Source organism: Glutamicibacter sp. MOO4 (assembly GCF_056934395.1).
This window is the reverse complement of record NZ_CM167800.1, coordinates 3,372,159-3,390,027: the sequence shown is the minus strand read 5'-3', so window position 1 is coordinate 3,390,027 and position 17,869 is coordinate 3,372,159. Positions and strand designations below refer to the sequence as shown.

General features: G+C 55.2%; 16 protein-coding genes. 7 read left to right on the top strand and 9 right to left on the bottom strand.

From position 1 onward, the window contains the following. Positions 1-51 precede the first annotated feature (51 nt). The 4 genes from AC1Z3F_RS15850 to AC1Z3F_RS15835 all read right to left on the bottom strand — a co-directional run bounded on the left by AC1Z3F_RS15850 (position 52) and on the right by AC1Z3F_RS15835 (position 3,813). A complete protein-coding gene (locus AC1Z3F_RS15850) occupies positions 52-570 on the bottom strand; it encodes a class IV adenylate cyclase (RefSeq protein ID WP_131090483.1) in 519 nt (172 codons plus the stop codon). 63 nt (positions 571-633) lie between these two features. Next, on the bottom strand, positions 634-1,065 hold the full coding sequence (locus AC1Z3F_RS15845) for a GNAT family N-acetyltransferase (RefSeq protein ID WP_131090484.1): 432 nt from the start codon (positions 1,063-1,065) through the stop codon (positions 634-636). 368 nt (positions 1,066-1,433) lie between these two features. After that, positions 1,434-2,210: an SDR family NAD(P)-dependent oxidoreductase gene (locus AC1Z3F_RS15840; protein WP_131090485.1), complete on the bottom strand. Its 777-nt coding sequence runs from the start codon at positions 2,208-2,210 to the stop codon at positions 1,434-1,436. Between the two features lie 154 nt (positions 2,211-2,364). Beyond that, positions 2,365-3,813: an MDR family MFS transporter gene (locus tag AC1Z3F_RS15835; RefSeq protein WP_131090486.1), complete on the bottom strand. Its 1,449-nt coding sequence runs from the start codon at positions 3,811-3,813 to the stop codon at positions 2,365-2,367. Between the two features lie 208 nt (positions 3,814-4,021). Here AC1Z3F_RS15835 and AC1Z3F_RS15830 point away from each other — a divergent pair, with 208 nt between their 5' ends. Beyond that, positions 4,022-4,561, top strand: a complete 540-nt coding sequence (locus AC1Z3F_RS15830; protein ID WP_131090487.1) for an NUDIX hydrolase family protein — start codon at positions 4,022-4,024, stop codon at positions 4,559-4,561. A 2-nt stretch (positions 4,562-4,563) separates the two neighbouring features. Here AC1Z3F_RS15830 and AC1Z3F_RS15825 read toward each other — a convergent pair whose 3' ends face one another. Continuing rightward, positions 4,564-5,655 carry an FUSC family protein gene (locus AC1Z3F_RS15825; RefSeq protein ID WP_131090488.1) on the bottom strand — a complete coding sequence of 364 codons (1,092 nt, stop codon included), beginning with the start codon at positions 5,653-5,655 and terminating at the stop codon, positions 4,564-4,566. A 133-nt stretch (positions 5,656-5,788) separates the two neighbouring features. Between AC1Z3F_RS15825 and tgt the strand changes: the two genes are divergently transcribed. Further along, entirely contained in the window at positions 5,789-7,084 is a 1,296-nt protein-coding gene (gene tgt / locus AC1Z3F_RS15820; RefSeq protein ID WP_131090489.1) for a tRNA guanosine(34) transglycosylase Tgt, read from the top strand. Between the two features lie 72 nt (positions 7,085-7,156). On the opposite strand, the gene AC1Z3F_RS15815 is transcribed toward tgt, so the two are convergent. From AC1Z3F_RS15815 to AC1Z3F_RS15800, 4 genes are all read right to left on the bottom strand, one after another. Continuing rightward, positions 7,157-7,612, bottom strand: coding sequence for a GNAT family N-acetyltransferase (locus AC1Z3F_RS15815; RefSeq protein ID WP_131090490.1), 456 nt, complete (start codon positions 7,610-7,612; stop codon positions 7,157-7,159). A 9-nt stretch (positions 7,613-7,621) separates the two neighbouring features. After that, positions 7,622-9,223 (bottom strand): hypothetical protein, encoded by a 1,602-nt coding sequence (locus tag AC1Z3F_RS15810; protein WP_483566207.1) that lies wholly within the window; start codon positions 9,221-9,223, stop codon positions 7,622-7,624. Continuing rightward, positions 9,213-9,908: an ABC transporter ATP-binding protein gene (locus AC1Z3F_RS15805; RefSeq protein ID WP_131090492.1), complete on the bottom strand. Its 696-nt coding sequence runs from the start codon at positions 9,906-9,908 to the stop codon at positions 9,213-9,215. Before AC1Z3F_RS15805 ends, AC1Z3F_RS15810 begins: the two co-directional genes overlap by 11 nt. 65 nt (positions 9,909-9,973) lie before the next feature. Next, complete coding sequence (locus AC1Z3F_RS15800; RefSeq protein ID WP_262198547.1) at positions 9,974-10,684, bottom strand: queuosine precursor transporter; 711 nt, start codon at positions 10,682-10,684, stop codon at positions 9,974-9,976. Between the two features lie 404 nt (positions 10,685-11,088). Here AC1Z3F_RS15800 and AC1Z3F_RS15795 point away from each other — a divergent pair, with 404 nt between their 5' ends. The 5 genes from AC1Z3F_RS15795 to AC1Z3F_RS15775 all read left to right on the top strand — a co-directional run bounded on the left by AC1Z3F_RS15795 (position 11,089) and on the right by AC1Z3F_RS15775 (position 17,858). Beyond that, positions 11,089-11,745, top strand: a complete 657-nt coding sequence (locus AC1Z3F_RS15795) for a TetR/AcrR family transcriptional regulator (RefSeq protein ID WP_262198549.1) — start codon at positions 11,089-11,091, stop codon at positions 11,743-11,745. A gap of 124 nt (positions 11,746-11,869) precedes the next feature. Further along, positions 11,870-12,484: a hypothetical protein gene (locus tag AC1Z3F_RS15790; protein WP_131090495.1), complete on the top strand. Its 615-nt coding sequence runs from the start codon at positions 11,870-11,872 to the stop codon at positions 12,482-12,484. Between the two features lie 34 nt (positions 12,485-12,518). Next, on the top strand, positions 12,519-13,340 hold the full coding sequence (locus AC1Z3F_RS15785) for a hydroxymethylpyrimidine/phosphomethylpyrimidine kinase (protein ID WP_131090496.1): 822 nt from the start codon (positions 12,519-12,521) through the stop codon (positions 13,338-13,340). Between the two features lie 372 nt (positions 13,341-13,712). Continuing rightward, the gene (locus AC1Z3F_RS15780; RefSeq protein ID WP_131090497.1) at positions 13,713-14,201 is read left to right on the top strand and encodes an FBP domain-containing protein; all 489 of its coding nucleotides are present in this window, start codon (positions 13,713-13,715) and stop codon (positions 14,199-14,201) included. Positions 14,202-14,570: 369 nt separating this feature from the next. Beyond that, a complete protein-coding gene (locus AC1Z3F_RS15775) occupies positions 14,571-17,858 on the top strand; it encodes a S8 family peptidase (RefSeq protein WP_131090498.1) in 3,288 nt (1,095 codons plus the stop codon). The last annotated feature ends 11 nt before the right edge of the window (positions 17,859-17,869 follow it).

The window sequence follows — 17,869 nt, the reverse complement described above, 5'->3', positions numbered from 1 at the left end:
GGGACGGATTTCCCCAGATCGTGAGTTTTTCTCAGGAGCCGCTTACAGCGCCTAGTTGATTTTGGTTTCGTGCAGGTCCAGGTACGCACCCGTCACGAGCGCGCTTTCCTCAATTCCGAATGCTTCAACGAGCCGGTGTGCTTCCGAAATTGCTGCCTCAGAGTCCATTTTGTCGCCCACGGTCACTTCCAGTTCCACGAACTCGCCCAGTCCTTCAACGCGATCGAGGTGCACCCTGGCCTGACCGATCTGAAACACCATTCGGTGCTTCCGAACCCGTCCGGCCTCGCCGTAGGCGAGGGCCAAGACCGATCGCAACCCCTCGGGGTCGGCTGTCTCCGAATGGATGTAAAAGGATGTTTTGGGACCGAGCCGATCTGCCCTGCGGTAGAAGATCAGTACACCGTGTCGGTCGTCAAGGACCCGGAGCTTGAGCCTGCCATTGGGGCAAACGAAAAAGGTATCGTCCTGGGCAACATGCTCTGGCCCTGCGTCTGCCAAAGACGCGACAACCGGAATCAGGGTCTCGAGGCTGGCCACGCGGGCTTTGATTTCGATATTCGTCGGCATGAATCCACTAAACCACGTCGTTATCGTCAAGTGACCATCCGGGACTGCCCGTAGGCCGAACCCTTACCGGGCTACTTGTTCCGCTAGTCTCTGCATCCACTTCGAGGGGATATCAAGAGGCTCGAACCCAAACTTAGAGTAGAGGCCGTGGGCATCCCCCGTTGATAGAAGCATTCGTTTCAAGTTCAGTGGCTCGAATACCTCAATAACGCCTTCTAGAAGGGCAACGCCGATTCCCTGCCCGCGGACTTCAGGGGCCACGAATACATCGCAAAGCCAGGCAAACGTGACCCCATCCGTGACTACACGCGCGTAGGCGACTTGCCTGCCCGAGTTTGTCTCGTAGACGCCAAAGTTTCGGGATCCGTTCATCGCCTGATCCTGTGTTGAGCGGGATCTTCCCTTTGCCCAGTAGCTCTCCTCGCTGAGCCAGTGATGCACTTTTTCCCGATCGATATCGGCGTCGTCGGAAGAGAAACGGTAGGTCGAATTCATCCCACCATCCAATCACAACTCCTTCGCACCAATGCTCATTGCCTAGGGGATCCGCCCGCAGAAAATCTCGCCCCATAGCGGCGTCATTGATCTGTTCTCAACAGTAGGACCCGGGTCCGTGAGACGGCGGTGGGTCAACGTCCCGTAAGCCGGTCGGCATACGGGACAGACTCCGATCTGATTCCTGACGATTTCAAAACACCGAAGTCTCAAGAACTTAGAATTCCCGTATACCCCGCCCGCAAAACTGCCCGGTGAAGGTGCCTTATACGGACGCGAAAATCGATCGTTTCGGATGAGCCACGCGGAGCACCGGACGCAGTGTGGCAGGCCCACGGTTTATGGGACCTGCCGCGCCACATCGCGCTTTAGCGCGGAGCCATCCGGATAGCACCATCAAGACGGATGGTTTCGCCGTTAAGCATTGGATTAGCCACGATGTGTTCCGCCAATGCGGCGTATTCTTCTGGGCGTCCCAATCGCGAAGGGTGGGGCACCTGAGCTCCCAAGGAGTCTTGAGCAGCCTGCGGCAGAGAATCCATCATGGGCGTGTGGAAGATCCCCGGAGCAATGGTCATAACCCGAATCTGGTGACTGGCCAGTTCACGGGCTAGCGGCAAGGTCATCGCGGCCACCGCTCCCTTAGAAGCGGCGTAGGCAGGCTGGCCAATCTGGCCATCAAAGGCTGCCACTGAAGCGGTATTAACGATGACTCCACGTTCGGTGGTTCCTTGAGCGTCAGTCAGTGCTTCGCTATGCGCCATCGCTTCAGCAGCCAAGCGGATGACGTTGAAGGTGCCGTTCACGTTGATCTCTAAAACCTTTGAAAAGCGTTCCAGCGGCAGTACGCCATCTCGTCCCAGTACCTTGCCGGGAGTGGCCACGCCAGCGCAGTTAACCACAACTCGCAGCGCACCGAGTTCCTTGCACCGCTCGATGGCGGTAGCTACCTGCTGGGCATCGGTGACATCTGCCGGGGCGTAGCGAACGTTGGCACCAATCTGTGCTGCAATTTCGTCGCCGTCCTCTCGCGCCAGGTCAAGAACGACAACATGTTTGGCGGTTGCCGCGAGCTTTTGTGCGGTGGCCCGGCCTAAACCCGAAAGTCCACCGGTGACTAAAGCGACTGAATCCTGCAGCTGCATGCTTACCCCTTTGTAGTGCGTACATTTACCAGCCAGCCTACTGCCCAGTGCACTGGGGTAAAAGCATTGCGGTAAAAGCACTAGGCACACCCCAGATGCACAAACAGCTGGATACTCAGTAGTTGAGTATCCAGCTGTTTAGGTGTTAAACCGTTTAGTGCTTTTCTGCTTCGGCCTCTTGCGCGCCTAAGCTGACCAGTTCCTTCTTGCCACCAAGAAGGAAGCCAATCACGATGATGCCAACGCTGCAGCCAGCACCGATGAGGAATCCAGGCTGGAAGCCTTCAACCGTAGCGGCCAACTGATCGCTACCCGCGGCAATCTTGGAGGCGGTAGTCGCTGCCACAACGCCCACCAGCAGAGCGGTACCCATGGCACCAGCCAACTGCTGCAAGGTGGAAAGCAGTGCCGAACCGTGCGAGTGCAGGTGGTGCGGCAATGGGTTCAGCGCGGTGGTGAACGCAGGGGTGAAGATCAGAGCCAAGCCCAAACTCATCACCAGGTGCAGCACAACCAGCAACCAAATTGGGGTGCTTTCGTTCAAGATCAGTGCGTAGCCCAGCAACGAGGTCAGCAAGATGATTCCGCCAGGAACGATCAGTGGACGGGCCCCCAACCGGTCATACAACTTGCCAACCATTGGGGCCAAAATGCCCATCAGCAGGCCGCCAGGAAGCATGATCAAACCAGTGGTCAGGGTATCAATGCCCAGCACGTTGGTGAAGAACATTGGCAGCAAGATGATCACGCCGAACAGCGAGATCATGGCAAACATCATCAGCACTAGCGAAAGCGTAAAGTCCTTGAAGTTCAGCGGACGTAGATCCAGCAGCGCCTGATCTTGTTTCTGCAACCGCAGCTGCAGGAAGACAAAAGCAGCCAAGCAGAGCAACGCTACAACGAGGATGCCAATGTTCAGCGCACTCACGCCTACCGACAGTCGGCTCAGGCCAAAGACCAAGCCACCGAAGGCCGGGATAGCCAAAAGGACCGAGGTGAACGACAGCGGGGTGGATGCACCGTCTACTTCGTTGGACAGACGCGGGGTACCGATGATCAGTGCTGCGACCGCAATCGGGATGATCACGATGAACATGAAGCGCCACGACAGGTACTGCAGGATCAAACCCGAAAGTGTCGGGCCGATGGCTGGGGCCACGGAGATCACGATGGATACGTTGCCCATCAGCACACCGCGACGTTCAGCTGGCACTAGGTGCAAGATGGTGGTCATCAGCAGCGGCATCATGATGGCGGTACCGCAGGCCTGGACCACGCGGGCAACCAACAGGACGGTCAGTCCTGGCGCCAAGGCCGCCAGAATGGTGCCCAAGGTAAACATGCCAATGGCTAGGACAAAGACATTGCGTACGCTCAGGCGTTGCAGCAAGAATCCGGTCATCGGAATGACCACTGCCATGGTGAGCATGAAGATGGTGGACAGCCACTGAATTGCATCAGCGGTTACGTCGAATTCGTGCATCAGAACAGGTAATGCCACGTTCATGATTGTTTCGTTCAGGATGACCACGAAGCTGGATACGATCAGCACCGCAATCGTGGTGAAGTTCTTTTTGCTCAGTCGTTCTGGAGCGTTCGTCACGGCTGGAATCTGCTTCCACGAGTAATTGAAAAGGAAATATGCTCTCGGTGCCCACGGCGAACGCAAGGGGCGAGAATTGAGGAAAGCTTAACTAATTTTATCTTTAGACCTCCGGCGGTACTAGAGTGCGCTGGCGTGCAGTTGGTGAGTTGCGCAACACAGATACAGCTTCACCCATGGAGCGGGGTTTGTGTACGAAGATAGAAGCATGAACGTGCGTACCCCAGATCCGTATCCCGGATGGCTTTCTGAAGAAGATCTTTACGAAGCGCGTCAGCGCCTACCGATGCTTTATGTTGAAGCGATCCCGGTTCGCCTTGACCCGCTGGGTTATGTGAATGAAGTGGGTCTTCTGCTCACCGGTGACGATGACGGTCGTATGCTGCGGACCTTCGTTTCTGGTCGTGTGATGTACCGCGAGACCATTCGTGCCGCGCTGATTCGCCACATCGAGAAGGACCTGGGCACCATGGTGCTGCCACAGCTTCCGGCCTCGCCGGTTCCTTTCACCGTGGCCGAATACTTCCCGGCACCAAGTGAAACCGGATTAACCGACGACCGTCAGCACGCAGTTTCTATGTGCTACATCGTTCCGGTGCGCGGTGAATCCACTCCACGCCAAGATGCTCTGGAACTGACCTGGCTGACCCCGGCCGAAGCCCTGAGCTCAGATATTCAAGGCGCGTTTGCCGGTGGCCGCGAAAATATCTTGCGTCAGGCGTTGGCCCACGTGGGTATCAATATCTAAGTTCAGCTTTCGCTCTTGGGAACGAGACCCTGCTTGCGTTTGAGTACCGAGCCGAGCCAACTTCCCAAGAGCACGCCGAGCATGCCCACGGCACAACCGATCAGTGTTTCAACCACGCGGTCATACATCACCGAGCTGCTGAGCCCGGTGCCCAGCGAGACGCCGACCAACGCCATGGGCGTGATAAAGATCTGCGCCATGAAATAGTTACGCATGACCAGCATCTCGGCCAAGAACTGGCACACGGCGATAAAGGCGAGCAAGATCCACATCTGCGGATTCGACCAGATCAGTAGCGCCATCAGGATCATGCCCACCAGCGTTCCCAATACGCGGTGCACCCCGCGACGGATTCGCAGTCTAGTCGTATGCCCGACCAGAGGAACTACAGCGGCAACCATGGCCCAATAGTTGTGTCCGGCAGAAAGCTCACTGCCCAGAGTGTTGGCAAGAATTCCGGCCACACCAGCGGAGAGTACATGGAACAGCCCCTCCCACCAGATGGCTTTACGCACGTTATCGGACAGCGGTGGAAGCTTGGTACGTTTCCATAAACTAGCCCACTGACCTATGGCCCCAGAGGCGCCGATTACTAACGCCAGCACGATGGTCAGTCCCGCTACTAACAATGCCTCGCCCATGGGGGCCGCGTGGGGAATCGAAGCGATGGCCGCAAAAGCGAAGATATGGAATAGGGATCCGCCCGGGCGCAGGCGCATAAACCCGACCAGCACCGAACACAGCCCAGCAATGAGTGTTGTGGCTCCGACGATCTGCCACTTCATGACCTCTGGGTTCTGGTGGTCAACCCACCAATACGAGGCCGCTAGTGCCAAGGCGATGACGGCAAAAAAGAGAAGACCTGAACGAACCTGCATGCGCAATCGGTTCCAGTAACCATCAACTCGTCCGTAGACTCCGGTGAAAGCACCAAAGACCGCGAACACCACTAGATCCATTCGGTCAATGGCAAAGAGCGTGATCAGCGGAGCGAAGATGCCTAGGCCTGTACGCAACCCAATCCAGTGGTCCTTGCGGGCCGGTCCCAGCGTTACCAGCGACTTTGTTGATTCCTTCAGTTTCTCCAGACCCACAGTTTCCTTCCGTCGTGTTGGACACAACACATACCACCCATTATTCGCTCATTGCCATGTGAGGGGCTAGGTTTGTGGGCACTTTGACATTGTCGTTTTCCTCACCGGCGCGTTAATACGGCACACTTGGTACGTGCCCGAAAAGAACTTTGACCCCAGCTCCCCGCATGCCCGCCAAGAAGAATTTGGCTTTGAAGTCGGAACCCGACTCACTGCACCCGACGGCTCCCCAATGTTGGGTCGCACCGGCGTGATCCGCACGCCACACGGCGAAATCAAAACTCCTGCGTTCATTGCGGTGGGTACTAAAGCTACCGTCAAGGCGGTGACTCCCGCTCAGGTTAAAGAGCTTGGCGCTCAAGCAGTTTTGTCTAATGCTTACCACCTCTACTTGCAGCCCGGTGCGGACATCTTGGATGAAGCTGGCGGACTAGGTCAGTTCATGGGCTGGGACGGCCCTACCTTCACCGACTCCGGTGGATTCCAGGTTATGTCCTTGGGCTCAGGGTTCAAGAAGGTCATCGATATGAAGTCCGTTGACCAGTCAGGTCCGGATGACGCGGTAGCACCAGGCAAAGAACGCTTGGCTAACGTTGATGAGGAGGGTGTCTGGTTTAAGTCCCATCTTGATGGCACCAAGCACCGTTTCTCTCCAGAGATTTCCATGAATGTTCAGCACCAGATTGGAGCGGACATCATGTTCGCTTTTGATGAGCTGACCACTTTGCAGAATTCGCGCGGCTACCAGATTGAGTCCTTGGAGCGCACCCGTCGCTGGGCTGAGCGCTGCATCGCCGAGCACTTCTCACTAACTGATAACCGTGCGGGCAAGGAATATCAGGCACTCTTCGGCGTCATCCAGGGTGCACAGTATGAAGACCTTCGTCGCAAGGCCTGCCAGGATCTTGGAGCCATGGCCTTTGATGGTTTTGGTATTGGTGGAGCCTTGGAAAAGGAAAACCTTGGAACCATCGTCGGTTGGTGCGCCGAGGAACTTCCCGAAAACAAGCCTCGCCACCTGCTGGGGATCTCCGAGCCGGATGACATCTTTACTGCCATTGAAAACGGTGCAGATACCTTTGACTGCGTTTCGCCAACTCGTGTGGCGCGCAACTCGGCGTTTTACACCCCGTGGGGCCGCTTTAATCTTTCCGGTGCCCGCTACAAGCGTGATTTCACCCCGCTGGTTGAAGACTGCGATTGCTACACCTGCCAGAACTTCACCCGCGCCTACATTCACCACCTATTCAAGGGCAAGGAACTACTCAGCCACACGCTGATTTCCATCCACAACGAGCACTTCACCGTTAGTTTGGTTGAATCTGCCCGCCAGGCGTTGGAAGATGGCACCTTCTTTAATCTCAAGGATAAGGTCTTGGCTAGCTACTACGCTGGCAAGCCGGATCCCCAGGGTCAGCCGGTGGCATAGTAGTCGGATAACAATTAAAAAGGGTGCTCATTTTCCGCCGTCAGGCGGGAAATGAGCACCCTTTGTCATGTTCTAGGCTGAGGCAGTCGCCGCTCGTCTAATCATCGGCAAGTGCATGATTCCGTCATCATCAAAGTCTTCGCCACATCGTTCAAATCCGAATTTTCCATACCAGTCTTCCAACTGGGTTTGAGCGCCGAGATGAATCTGAACGTCCGGGCGGCACATAAAAACAGCTTGCTTCATCAGCGTTCCGGCCAGTCCTCGACCCCGTGCTTCCGCCTTCGTAGCAACACGGCCGATATGCGGGTTTTCACCGTGAATATCAAGAATGCGTACGGTGCACAATAAGTCGCCGTCCTCCCATGCGCCCAGGTGCAGGGTTCCTTGAACGAGGTCCAGACCATCCAAATCCGGGTAAGAAGAACGCTGCTCAACAATAAAAACGTGCGTACGCAGTTTGAGCAACGCATACAGCTGCTCAGTGCTGAGGTCTTCCGGCTTATGAATTGAAATTTCTACGCTCATCTTCTGATCCTATCCGCGTAAACCTGCGTACGCCCGTCCGAGAAATGGTCGTAGGGCCCGGAGAGCAAATAGCACGGAAATTCCCCACAGCGGCCAACCAATTCCGGTTTCAGGACTGAGCACTAAAGCAAAGAGCGGCGCGTAAGTGGCCACCGCTGGAATTAAGGTGGACGCTTCATTCATCAGAACCATGACCACTGTTGTATCGCTGGTGGAGCCACCTAACAGGCTCTCCCAGTCGCGTTCTTTACGTTGCGCATGACCTAGGCTGGCTGCTGCCCCTCCAAGGGAGACGACGATCACTGCTGCACCCCACAACCAGAAATTGCTCAGCTGAACGACGCCCAGCAACGCCAGTCCCCCAGTGAGCGTGGTCAACGCGATCACGCAATAGAAAACTGCAAAAAGTACCGCTGTTCGTTGTAGCTTAACCGCAGATTGTCCCAGGTGTTGTGTCAGTTGCGGCTGCGAGATCAAAGGCGAAATAGTTCCAGCTACATTTATCGTCAGCAACAAACACAGCACGAGGTAAAACAGCAGAGCGCTCAGCGGGTTGGCCACCTGTTCAACAGTCGCAACCATCGCCATGACCATCACCAGATACCCCAGCGTTGCATGCCAGCGCCCGCCTCGCAGTAAACGCAACACCAGAATGCGCCAGGCCACCGGCAGTCGGGAAGCAAGCTTGTTCCCACGACGTCGCCTGCGACCAATTGAAGCCGAAGATGGCTCCACGGCGCCTCTGGTATCTGCTTGCATCGCAGAGCCCAAGGCCAAGCGTTGATGCTCGCCGGCTACGCGCATGTCGCGCGCCCCGATCCTTGGGCTGCGTTTCCATGCCCACCAAGTACTGAGCACACTCAAGCACAGCAAACCGATTGCGGCAGGAGCCCATGCAGATAACCGGAGCACAGAGCTCGACGCACCTTCGACGACACTTATTGCCCACGGAATGTTCACCTGAAGCAAGAACCAGAATGCTGCAAGGACAACTATGGCGGCCACGATGCAGCGTCCCAGCCAGCGTTGTGCACGTGGTTGCAGCCCGTAGCTTTGCAACACAACCGCAAGGCTGGTCAAGAGCACTCCGGATAATGCAAAACTAATCAGTGCGTAAAGGGCTACCAGCGGTTCATAAGCACCGACCAAACCAAACATGACAATCAGCCAAAGCACCCCTACAAAACTGCTGGTCAGCAATCCAGTCAGTAGTGCGCTTCGAATCGATCGGCCGAGAATGGGCCTGGTGCTAATTGGTAACGGCAGCCACCAGTCCGCCTTGGCAGCATTCACGCCTACAGGCCCTAGGTATAAAAACAGCCGTAGAACACAGATGGCGCTGAGCATGAGCAGTACCGGCGACAGCTCTTGCAAACTCCATACCGTCCACGGTGTCTGTACGTGAGCTACCGTCTGCCCAAGCAGAGCAAAGATGAGGCCAAAGATCGCGCTGAAAAGATATGCCAAAGCAACAACCGCGGCCAGCACCCATACATAGACATCAGAGAAGTGATCAAAGCGTTCTGAAAAGTTGCGCCGTCGCTTTGCGCGGTTGAGCAACTGCTGCGGATCAAATTTGTTTTCCTGCAGAAGTTTTTCTCTAGCGTTCAAGCCACTGCGCTCCGGCCTCGGAGTGAAGGGCTTCACCTTGATCTTCGTTCAGCAAGAAGGCGTGGTTCAAACAGTGACGCAGCATCTGCGGATCGTGGGTCACTACTAAAAGTGTCGTCCCGGAACCTCTGAGTACGGCCAATCGATCATAGAGTTTCTGCCGGATACGCAGATCTAAACGTTGCTCCGGTTCATCAAGGATCATCAGCTGTGCAGGCCGAATGAGTGTCGCCGCCAACAGCACCTTGCGACGCTGGCCGGAGGAGAGCTCGCTGGGCAGTAGCCCGGCCACTTGTTGTAGCTCAAAAAACTCCAGCTCTTCACTGACGCTTTGTTTCCAAGAGTTCAGATTGTGGCCGCGAGCCACCAATTCAAGGTGTTCAGCAACGGTGAGTTCTTCAAAAAACGCTCCATCGGTGATCTGGACAGCGACATGCTGGCGGAAGGCTAGCGAGTCCTCGTTCACGGGCAGACCTAGAAATTCGACAGTGCCTTGCACCGGCGATAGGTGTCCAAGGATGGTGCGCACCAACGTAGATTTGCCACTACCGTTGGCTCCAATGATTCCCACCCCGTCGCCTGCGGAAACCTGCAGATCTAGCGGACCACAAATGACGCGTTGTTGGTAGCCAATAATCAGCTCGCGTGCTTCCAAGACAATCTTGGTGCTCTGACCTGTCTGCATGCTTGTAACGTTATCCCGCTACAACCACAAAGGGCATCGTCCTCGCGGATGATGCCCTTTGTTCACTACTTAGCGTTTACGGCTTGGATGTAGCCTGGTTCGCGTTGCTTGAACCATTTGATGACCAGCGAAGTCACCGGTACAAGAATGATTTCGACAGCTGTCTTATAGACAAAACCGACCACTACGTAGTTGATGAAGTTCGGCGCATCGGCAATACCAATGACCGGTGCGGCGACAGAGCAGAAAATCAGGGTATCGAGGAATTCGCCGACGCCGCTGGAACCAATCAGTCGTCCAATGAGCCCACGCTCTCCGCTACGTTCCTTGAGTTTGACCAGCACCCACGAGTTAGCAAACTGTCCAACCAAGAAGCCGCAGGCCGAAGCGAGAACGATCTGCCAGATTGGGCCCAGCGTGCGTTCGAGTGCTTCTTGACCGTCGTAGAACTCGGCGGATGGTAGTTGGATCATGATCCAGAAGGAGAACACCGCAAAGAAGGCGAGTGCGAAGGTGAGAATAATTGACCGCCGTGCAGCCTTTAGCCCGTATACCTCGGAAATAACGTCGCCGAGAATGTAGGCCAACGGAAAGAGAAAGAATCCTCCGTCGGTGATGATTGGGCCAAAGCTTACGCCTTTGGATGCACCGATGTTTGAGAGGATCACGATGGCACCCATCAGGGTGAGCACCGTGGAAAAGTATGGTGACCCCGCTGAAGCGAAGACCGCTTTATTGGCTTTGGTCAGGTTGTTTTCGGCGTTGTTCGCGCCCATGTAGTTGTCCTTGTCAAAAGTGGTTCGCCAGAACTTCGTCGCGAAGGCATGCTCGTACCTCAAAGGAATGGGTGGAGTTTAATGCCAGCGCGCGGTTCCGCTGTATTAGCACTTACCTAGCAAGTATCCCATGCTGACGGCCCTCGACTTAGGAACGCTTGAACGTGCAACTTAGTTTTCGAACCATTAGATCTCAAAATTCCGCATCTCATCTGGCATTCTTCGAAACAGTAAATCGAGGAATCTACTCCCCTAGTGATTGCCCTCGCTTGCATCCGCATGAAAGTTTTAGTTTTTTGAACGCGTTCAATAAATGCTAGAATCAACTCCATTAGCTTCCGTTCGAAAGGCTCAAGAGCATCCAACCGCGCACTGAAAAAGGTCGACAGACGCAGGCCAAACTTTTGGCTACTGCCTTGGACTGTTTTGCCATTGAGGGATACCGCGCATCAAGCATGCGGGTCATCGCTGCCAATGCTGGGGTAGCGCTTTCACATGCGTACTACTACTTCGAGTCCAAAGAAGACATCGTCGCGCAGCTGCTGCTGAACTTACGCAATGAGCAATTGCGGTTGTGCCAAGACGGGCTCGATGAGGGCAATACCTTAGAAACCAACATTCGCATCGTGCTGGAAGCTGGCGTGCAATCTTTGGCTCCCTATCATGAGTTCGGGCCGGCGTTTTTGAAGGTTTTGCTTTCTGGCGAGCATGCGAATGAAGAAGTAACCAAAATTGAACTGATGATGTGGGAACAGGCTGTTGGTGGCGCTCGGCCTCTGCCTCCCCTAGGTATCCGCCGAGATCTCCCCCGGTTCTTGCTACTTGTTGCGCGGCAGGTGTTCACCGCGTGGGCCTTTGACCAGTCCCCTGAGCAACGACGTTCACATACGCTGATCAAAAATTTGGCACCTGTGGTCGCTAAATTTGCAGTGCTTTGCCGTCTGCCGGTAGTCCGTTCCCTCTTTGAAGACATTCTGTCGCTCATTGATCCAAAAACCGCTGGCAAGATGGAAACGGATCATTCGGTGAGCTCGGCGCTAAAGCGGTCTAAAGCTTCCTAGATATCGGCTGTCCTCGCTGACAGAGAAATCCTAGAAACACAGTTGAGTATTGCCCAGTTTTTAGGCGTAAAGTCAGTGATGCCGATAGGTGACCCCTAGCGATTCAAAAGGAGAACGCAGCACTATGAGCGGAACTGCGCGAGCACTACCAGGTTGGACCAGCGGCTACGCATTATTGCGTGATCGTATTGCGTCTTTCCCTAACCAGCAGGAAATTCGTTCAGTGAATCAAAACGGCGACGACGTAGAGATCCTTCGTTACTGGCCTGATGATTCATGGACCGCCCCGTCCGATGCACAGCGTTTGATCTTCTTGGGCCCAGCTAATGACAGCACCGTCGCAAAGTTACAGGGCGAGGGCTGGGAGCAAAGTGCAACCATGCACTTGCTAGCTGGTAAGCCAGAAGATGTAGAACAAGTCGTCAAGCTGGCGGACACCTCAGGGCTTTTTGAAGCTCCCATGGAAAACTATGATGTTGTCGAGGTGACCGACTTTGACCGCCCGGTCGCCCGCGGACGAATGCACTTTGGTGCAACGTACGGTCTGCTCAGCGACCCGGACTTGTTCTCTCCCGATGATCCAGATGTCGCCCGCCGCGCGGTACTGGCCAACTTGGCCGGATCCGCTTTCAGCCATGGACTGCCTTGGCTACTGATGGTAGCTACGCAAGAGCATGCTGCTAGCTTGCCTGAAGGTTGGTCCAAAGCGACCACGCTGACTTTCTGGCAGCACAACTAACCGTTCGAAATCCGTACTACATTCAATTGAGACTATGACTAATACAAACATTGTTGCTCCAGCCATAACCTTGACTATCGCAGGTTCCGAAGCCACCGGCGGTGCAGGTGCTCAGGCCGATTTGAAGACTTTCCAGGAACTGGGAACCTACGGCATCGTTGCCCTGACTTGCATTGTCTCCTTTGATCCTAAGGATTCGTGGAACCACCGCTTTGTGCCAGTCGATCAGCAGGTCATTGCAGATCAGCTCGAAGCAATCCAAACTTGCTACGAAGACAAGTTGAGCACCGTCAAGCTCGGCATGATGGGTTCACCAGCAACCATCAACACCGTGGCCACCGCATTGAAGTCCCAGAAGTGGGACAACGTTTTGCTGGACCCAGTTTTGATCTGCAAGGGTCAGGAACCTGGCCACGCACTGGATACCGACGAAGCGTTGAAGGCCGAACTGCTGCCATTAGCTACCTTCGTGACCCCAAACCACTTTGAAGCAGAACAGCTTTCCGGACTGAAGATCAGCACCGAAGAAGATCTGGTCGAAGCAACCAAGAAGATTCACGAAATCTCCGGCGCTGCAGTATTGGCCAAGGGTGGGGTACGCATCGCTGGCGAAGACGCTATTGATGTCTTCTACGACGGCACAACCCTAGAAATTCTTCGCGAAAAGAAGATCGGCGAAGTCGCCGTTTCAGGTGCTGGTTGCTCACTGGCAGCAGCCGTGACCGCGGAGCTCGCCAAGGGCGCTACCGCGCTGGAAGCTGCCCGCACGGCTAAGGCCTTTGTTACCGAGGGCATTCGCAACCGCGTTTCGGGAAACACCCCATTTGATGCCTTGTGGCAGGGTGGACGCCGCTAAGCCCGGGGTCAAAACCTGATTCACCATGGTGCCGGTCGCATTCATTATTGAATGCGACCGGCACCACGTTTAAGCGTGATCACGCTCATTGGCAAGTTTCGATCACTCTTGCTACGGTTGCTTTAGAACATTTATTTCGATGCGTGAATAGGTCACGGGAAAGGGCGGTCGGCTATGCAAGCCACTTTGACGCTCCACCCGTTCGTCTGCGCGTCGAACGGGGTTAGCTAGAAAGTCTCCCGCCAAAGGTTTAGGCCTGCGGGCTTTGATTGGCGCACCCGCATCTTTTTTACGTTGCAGACCTCAGTCTCCCTTTTTTGACTAAAACTTCCGTGCGCCCTTTTTCTGTGCGCGGATAATTTGAGGATTATCATGCAGCCATTGACCGAAAAAATCATTCGCTCATCTTTCGTTAACGCCACCCGCCAAGAAGCAAAGCGACTGACGCTTCCAGAGAACTTCGCCACCCTGGACTGGGATTCCATGGAGTACTTGGGTTGGCGAGATTCCAAGTTGCAGCAGCGCGGTTACCTGTTCCACACCGATAGTTCAGGAAACACCCGTGGCATCTTGTTGCGCCCAGCAAGTGGCGAGCGCAAGCCGACCAACGTCACCATGTGCGAGATGTGCCGAGACGTCAACATTCCTGTTGCCGTGGGCATGTGGACCACACGCAAAGCTGGACAGGCCGGACGTGACGGTGACACCTTGGGCACCTTGATTTGCCTGAACTTCGAATGCTCACGCAATGTGCGCATTCCACCTCCAAAAAATCCGATCTACCCGGATCCAATGGTGGTTGTTGCCGAACGCATCGAGCTACTCGACGAGCGAGTTCATAGCTTCTTGAACCGCCTCTAACCACGGCTCATAGCATCTAGGTTCACCTCGATGGACCAACAACAAACCCGCCTAGCATTAGCCAACTGCTGAGTAACAATGCGTCTATTTTTTCTAAAAAATCGACGCGCTCGGTCGCTAACGCTGGGCGGGTTTGTCGCGGTGGTGCGCGGATTTTATTGTGAAACCGCCAAGCCACGCACGATACCGTTTACAGAAAATTATTCAACAACCCCTTGATATATGCTGTGGGTCACCTAGGATTCCTAGCTATAGGCCCTCGTACTAGCGGACGTGGGCCTCGGACGATCATCAAAGCTCGCACCGCTTTGCCATTTTCGCCCGCCCATGACGGGAGCACTACCGCTATCCAGCCCAGCTAGGAGAATCATGGTCACTCGGCGCACGCAACGAGTGCCGCGTCTGATCTTGGGGTCAGCCACTGCACTTGCAATGGCTGTCACCTTGTCAGGACCGGCAAGTGCAGCAGGTATCCCCCAACCAGCAGATGGCGAACAAGCTTTCTCGCTACCAATTAGCGACACCCAGGCGCTATCAAAACTGAAGGTTTCAGGGCCACTAGCTAAGGCCAGCGGCAAGGTATCCGTCTTTGTCCAATTTGAGGGCGACGGAGCATTTGAAACCGTCAAAAAATCAGGCAAGAAAAAAGATGCTGCCAAGGTAAAGAAGATGGACAAGGACGTTAAGGCCAAGGGCAAGCAGCTCGCCGCCGAGTCCAAGTCTTCAATCATCTACACCACCCACAATGCATTGCAGGGTGTGGCGCTGACCGGTGACGCGGATAATCTGCGAAAGCTCGCTGAACGTAGTGACGTAGCAAAAATCAGTTCCATCGTTCCAAAGAAGCCTTCCAACCGCTCGTCGGTCGTTGATACCGGGGCCTTGGAATCTTGGAAGTCCTTGGACAAGACCGGTAAAGGCGTCAAGGTAGCTGTACTGGATACCGGCGTTGATTACACCCACGCAAGCTTCGGTGGGCCAGGTACCTTGGAAGCCTATAAGCAAGCCCAAGCATCAACGGAACTTCCTTCTGCAGAATCAAAACTGCGCGACGGCGATAAGTTCATTGGTGGCTGGGACCTTGTTGGCGATGACTACAACGCTAACGATGCCGATGACACCTACCAGCCGATTCCGCACCCAGACCCCAACCCATTGGACTGTGAAGCAGCCGGCCACGGTTCCCACGTTGCGGGCACCACCGCAGGCTACGGCGTAAACGCAGATGGTTCCACCTTCACCGGAAAATACTCGGACCTTGATGCCAAGGCCCTATCAGAGATGAAAGTTGGCCCCGGCTCCGCTCCGGAAGCACAGCTCATCGGCATTCGCGTCTTTGGCTGTTCCGGCTCCTCATCGGTAGTGGGCCAGGCACTGGATTACGTTCTGGATCCCAACGGTGACGGCGATTTCTCCGACCGCGCCCAGGTAGTGAACATGTCTTTGGGTTCAGATCACTCACCTACCGAGGATCCGGAAAACGACATTGTTGATGCCCTGACCAAGGCCGGCATCCTCTCGGTAGTAGCCTCGGGTAACGCAGGAGATGTCACCGACGTCGGCGGTTCGCCAGGTAACTCGCGATCCTCACTGACCGTAGCCAACTCGGTAGGCTCACACGTCACCCTGGATAAAATCCAGATTGATGGACCAAGTGATGTTGCCGGTTCGGCCTCCGGACAGTACTCCGCAAACTTCAACTACACCAAGGCTGATGCTGCTGCGCTCTCGGGCGATGTAGTTATGGCCCCGGCTGGCAATGAATTTGGTTGCGAGCCATTCGAAGCAGGTTCTCTGGAAGGCAAGTGGGTTTGGCTCAAGTGGAGCGAGAACGGCGAATTCCCTTGTGGATCCGGCGCTCGCTTCAACAACGCTGAAGCCGCCGGTGCCACCGGAGTGCTCTTGGATTCCGAGGCTAACCTCTTCGACGCTGGCATTGCCGGTAACGCTACGATCCCAGGTGCTCAGTTCACTTTGGATCAGTCCGAAAAATTGCGTCCAGCTGCTGAAGCCGGAACGTTGAAGGTTACCCTGTCCCCTGATTTTGTTGGAGCCTCCTCCAGCGAATCAGGAGCAGGTGACACGCTGAACTCCTCATCATCGCGTGGCGTACACGGCACCAACGGTGTGGTGAAGCCAGACGTAGCAGCCCCAGGTACGCAGATTAGCTCGGTAGGCGTCGGAACCGGCACAGGTACCGCAGTCATGTCGGGCACCTCGATGGCTACCCCACTGGTTGCAGGTATCGCAGCTCTGGTTCTTCAGGACAGCGACTACACCCCGTACCAGGCTAAGAGCGTCATCATGAATACCGCTGCCACCGATATCAAGGCAGCCAATGGCGAAGCTTATGGACCAAACCGTGTGGGTGCTGGCCGAGTGATGGCCGATGCTGCATTGGATACTCCAGCATTTGCCTACGATTCTGAAGCACCGGATCTGACCAGCGTGGTCTTTGGCGTGATTGAGCTTGACGGTAAGAAGGGCTACTCCGCACAGCGCAAGATCACCGTGAAGAACACCAGCGACAAGGCTCAGACCTACAAGGCTGACTACGTAGCTGCAACCCAGATCCCGGGCGCAAGCTACACCTTGGATCAAAACAGCGTTACTGTCCCAGCTGGCGGCACCGCCGAGTTGACGGTGACCTTGAAGGTTGATCCGCAGCAGTGGACTAAGACCATCGATCCAACGATGGAAACCACTCAGTCCGGTTTGGCTCGCACGTGGATTGCCGACACTACCGGTCGCGTTGAGCTGACCAGCAGTGACGCTCCAACCTTGCGTGTTCCTGTACAGGCTGCTCCAAAGCTGACCTCGGATATGTCCGGGTCGGTCAAGAAGCTGAAGAAGGGTTCTAACACCACCTCGCTGAAGCTCAAGGGCAAGGACATCACCGCTGGTGAAGGCGCTACCGAGGTTACCTCGTTGCTTGGTGCCTTTGAACTTGGTGCTTCCAGCGATCGCGGCGACGCTTCGCTGGATGCCATTCCTGCAGCACGTTCCATGGACCTGCAGTACGTCGGTGCATCAAGCACTGCACCTCGTACCGGTGTGGCCGATGGTCAGTTGAACATCGGTATTTCCACTTGGGAGAACTGGGCTCACCTAGCCGGTGGCACCGAGCTGGACGTTGAGATTGATACCAATAGCGATGGCAAGGCAGACTTTGTCACCTTCACCACCGTGATGGACGAGATTGATCTGGATCTGGCAGCAACCTTCGATCTGGCGACCGGCGAACAGGTTGATCTTCAGCCAGTGAACGGTGTGCTTGGCGATGTTGATGCCAACACCTTTGACACCAATACGGCAATCCTGCCAGTCTCCCTCTCGGCCCTTGGCCTGGATGAAGATGCTGCAGATATCTCCTACCGTGTCCTTGGCTACACCTGGTACAACACCGATGACGGTGGCTCCATGGTTCCGGTAGATCAGACCGACTGGATCAACTTCAACGTGGCAACCCCACAGGTTGATTTTGGTGCAGAAGGTTCACTGCTTACCGACCTAAAGGGCAACACGATTCCGGTCACCGTAGCCGACAGCGCCAAGGCTTCCAAGGCACTGCTGCTGCACCTGCACAACGCTGATACCAAGCGTGCCCAGGTACTGGATATCGTTTCCGGTAACACCGGAAAGCCGAAGAGCAACTAGTCTTCAGTTTT

What these genes read in the sequence shown, in the direction of transcription:
- AC1Z3F_RS15785 (WP_131090496.1), top strand. Translation starts at nt 12,519, where the DNA reads ATGACTAATACAAACATTGTTGCTCCAGCCATAACCTTGACTATCGCA.
- AC1Z3F_RS15800 (WP_262198547.1), bottom strand. Translation starts at nt 10,684, where the DNA reads ATGGGCGCGAACAACGCCGAAAACAACCTGACCAAAGCCAATAAAGCG.
- AC1Z3F_RS15845 (WP_131090484.1), bottom strand. Translation starts at nt 1,065, where the DNA reads ATGAATTCGACCTACCGTTTCTCTTCCGACGACGCCGATATCGATCGG.
- AC1Z3F_RS15815 (WP_131090490.1), bottom strand. Translation starts at nt 7,612, where the DNA reads ATGAGCGTAGAAATTTCAATTCATAAGCCGGAAGACCTCAGCACTGAG.
- AC1Z3F_RS15775 (WP_131090498.1), top strand. Translation starts at nt 14,571, where the DNA reads ATGGTCACTCGGCGCACGCAACGAGTGCCGCGTCTGATCTTGGGGTCA.
- AC1Z3F_RS15850 (WP_131090483.1), bottom strand. Translation starts at nt 570, where the DNA reads ATGCCGACGAATATCGAAATCAAAGCCCGCGTGGCCAGCCTCGAGACC.
- AC1Z3F_RS15830 (WP_131090487.1), top strand. Translation starts at nt 4,022, where the DNA reads ATGAACGTGCGTACCCCAGATCCGTATCCCGGATGGCTTTCTGAAGAA.
- AC1Z3F_RS15805 (WP_131090492.1), bottom strand. Translation starts at nt 9,908, where the DNA reads ATGCAGACAGGTCAGAGCACCAAGATTGTCTTGGAAGCACGCGAGCTG.
- AC1Z3F_RS15840 (WP_131090485.1), bottom strand. Translation starts at nt 2,210, where the DNA reads ATGCAGCTGCAGGATTCAGTCGCTTTAGTCACCGGTGGACTTTCGGGT.
- AC1Z3F_RS15790 (WP_131090495.1), top strand. Translation starts at nt 11,870, where the DNA reads ATGAGCGGAACTGCGCGAGCACTACCAGGTTGGACCAGCGGCTACGCA.
- AC1Z3F_RS15780 (WP_131090497.1), top strand. Translation starts at nt 13,713, where the DNA reads ATGCAGCCATTGACCGAAAAAATCATTCGCTCATCTTTCGTTAACGCC.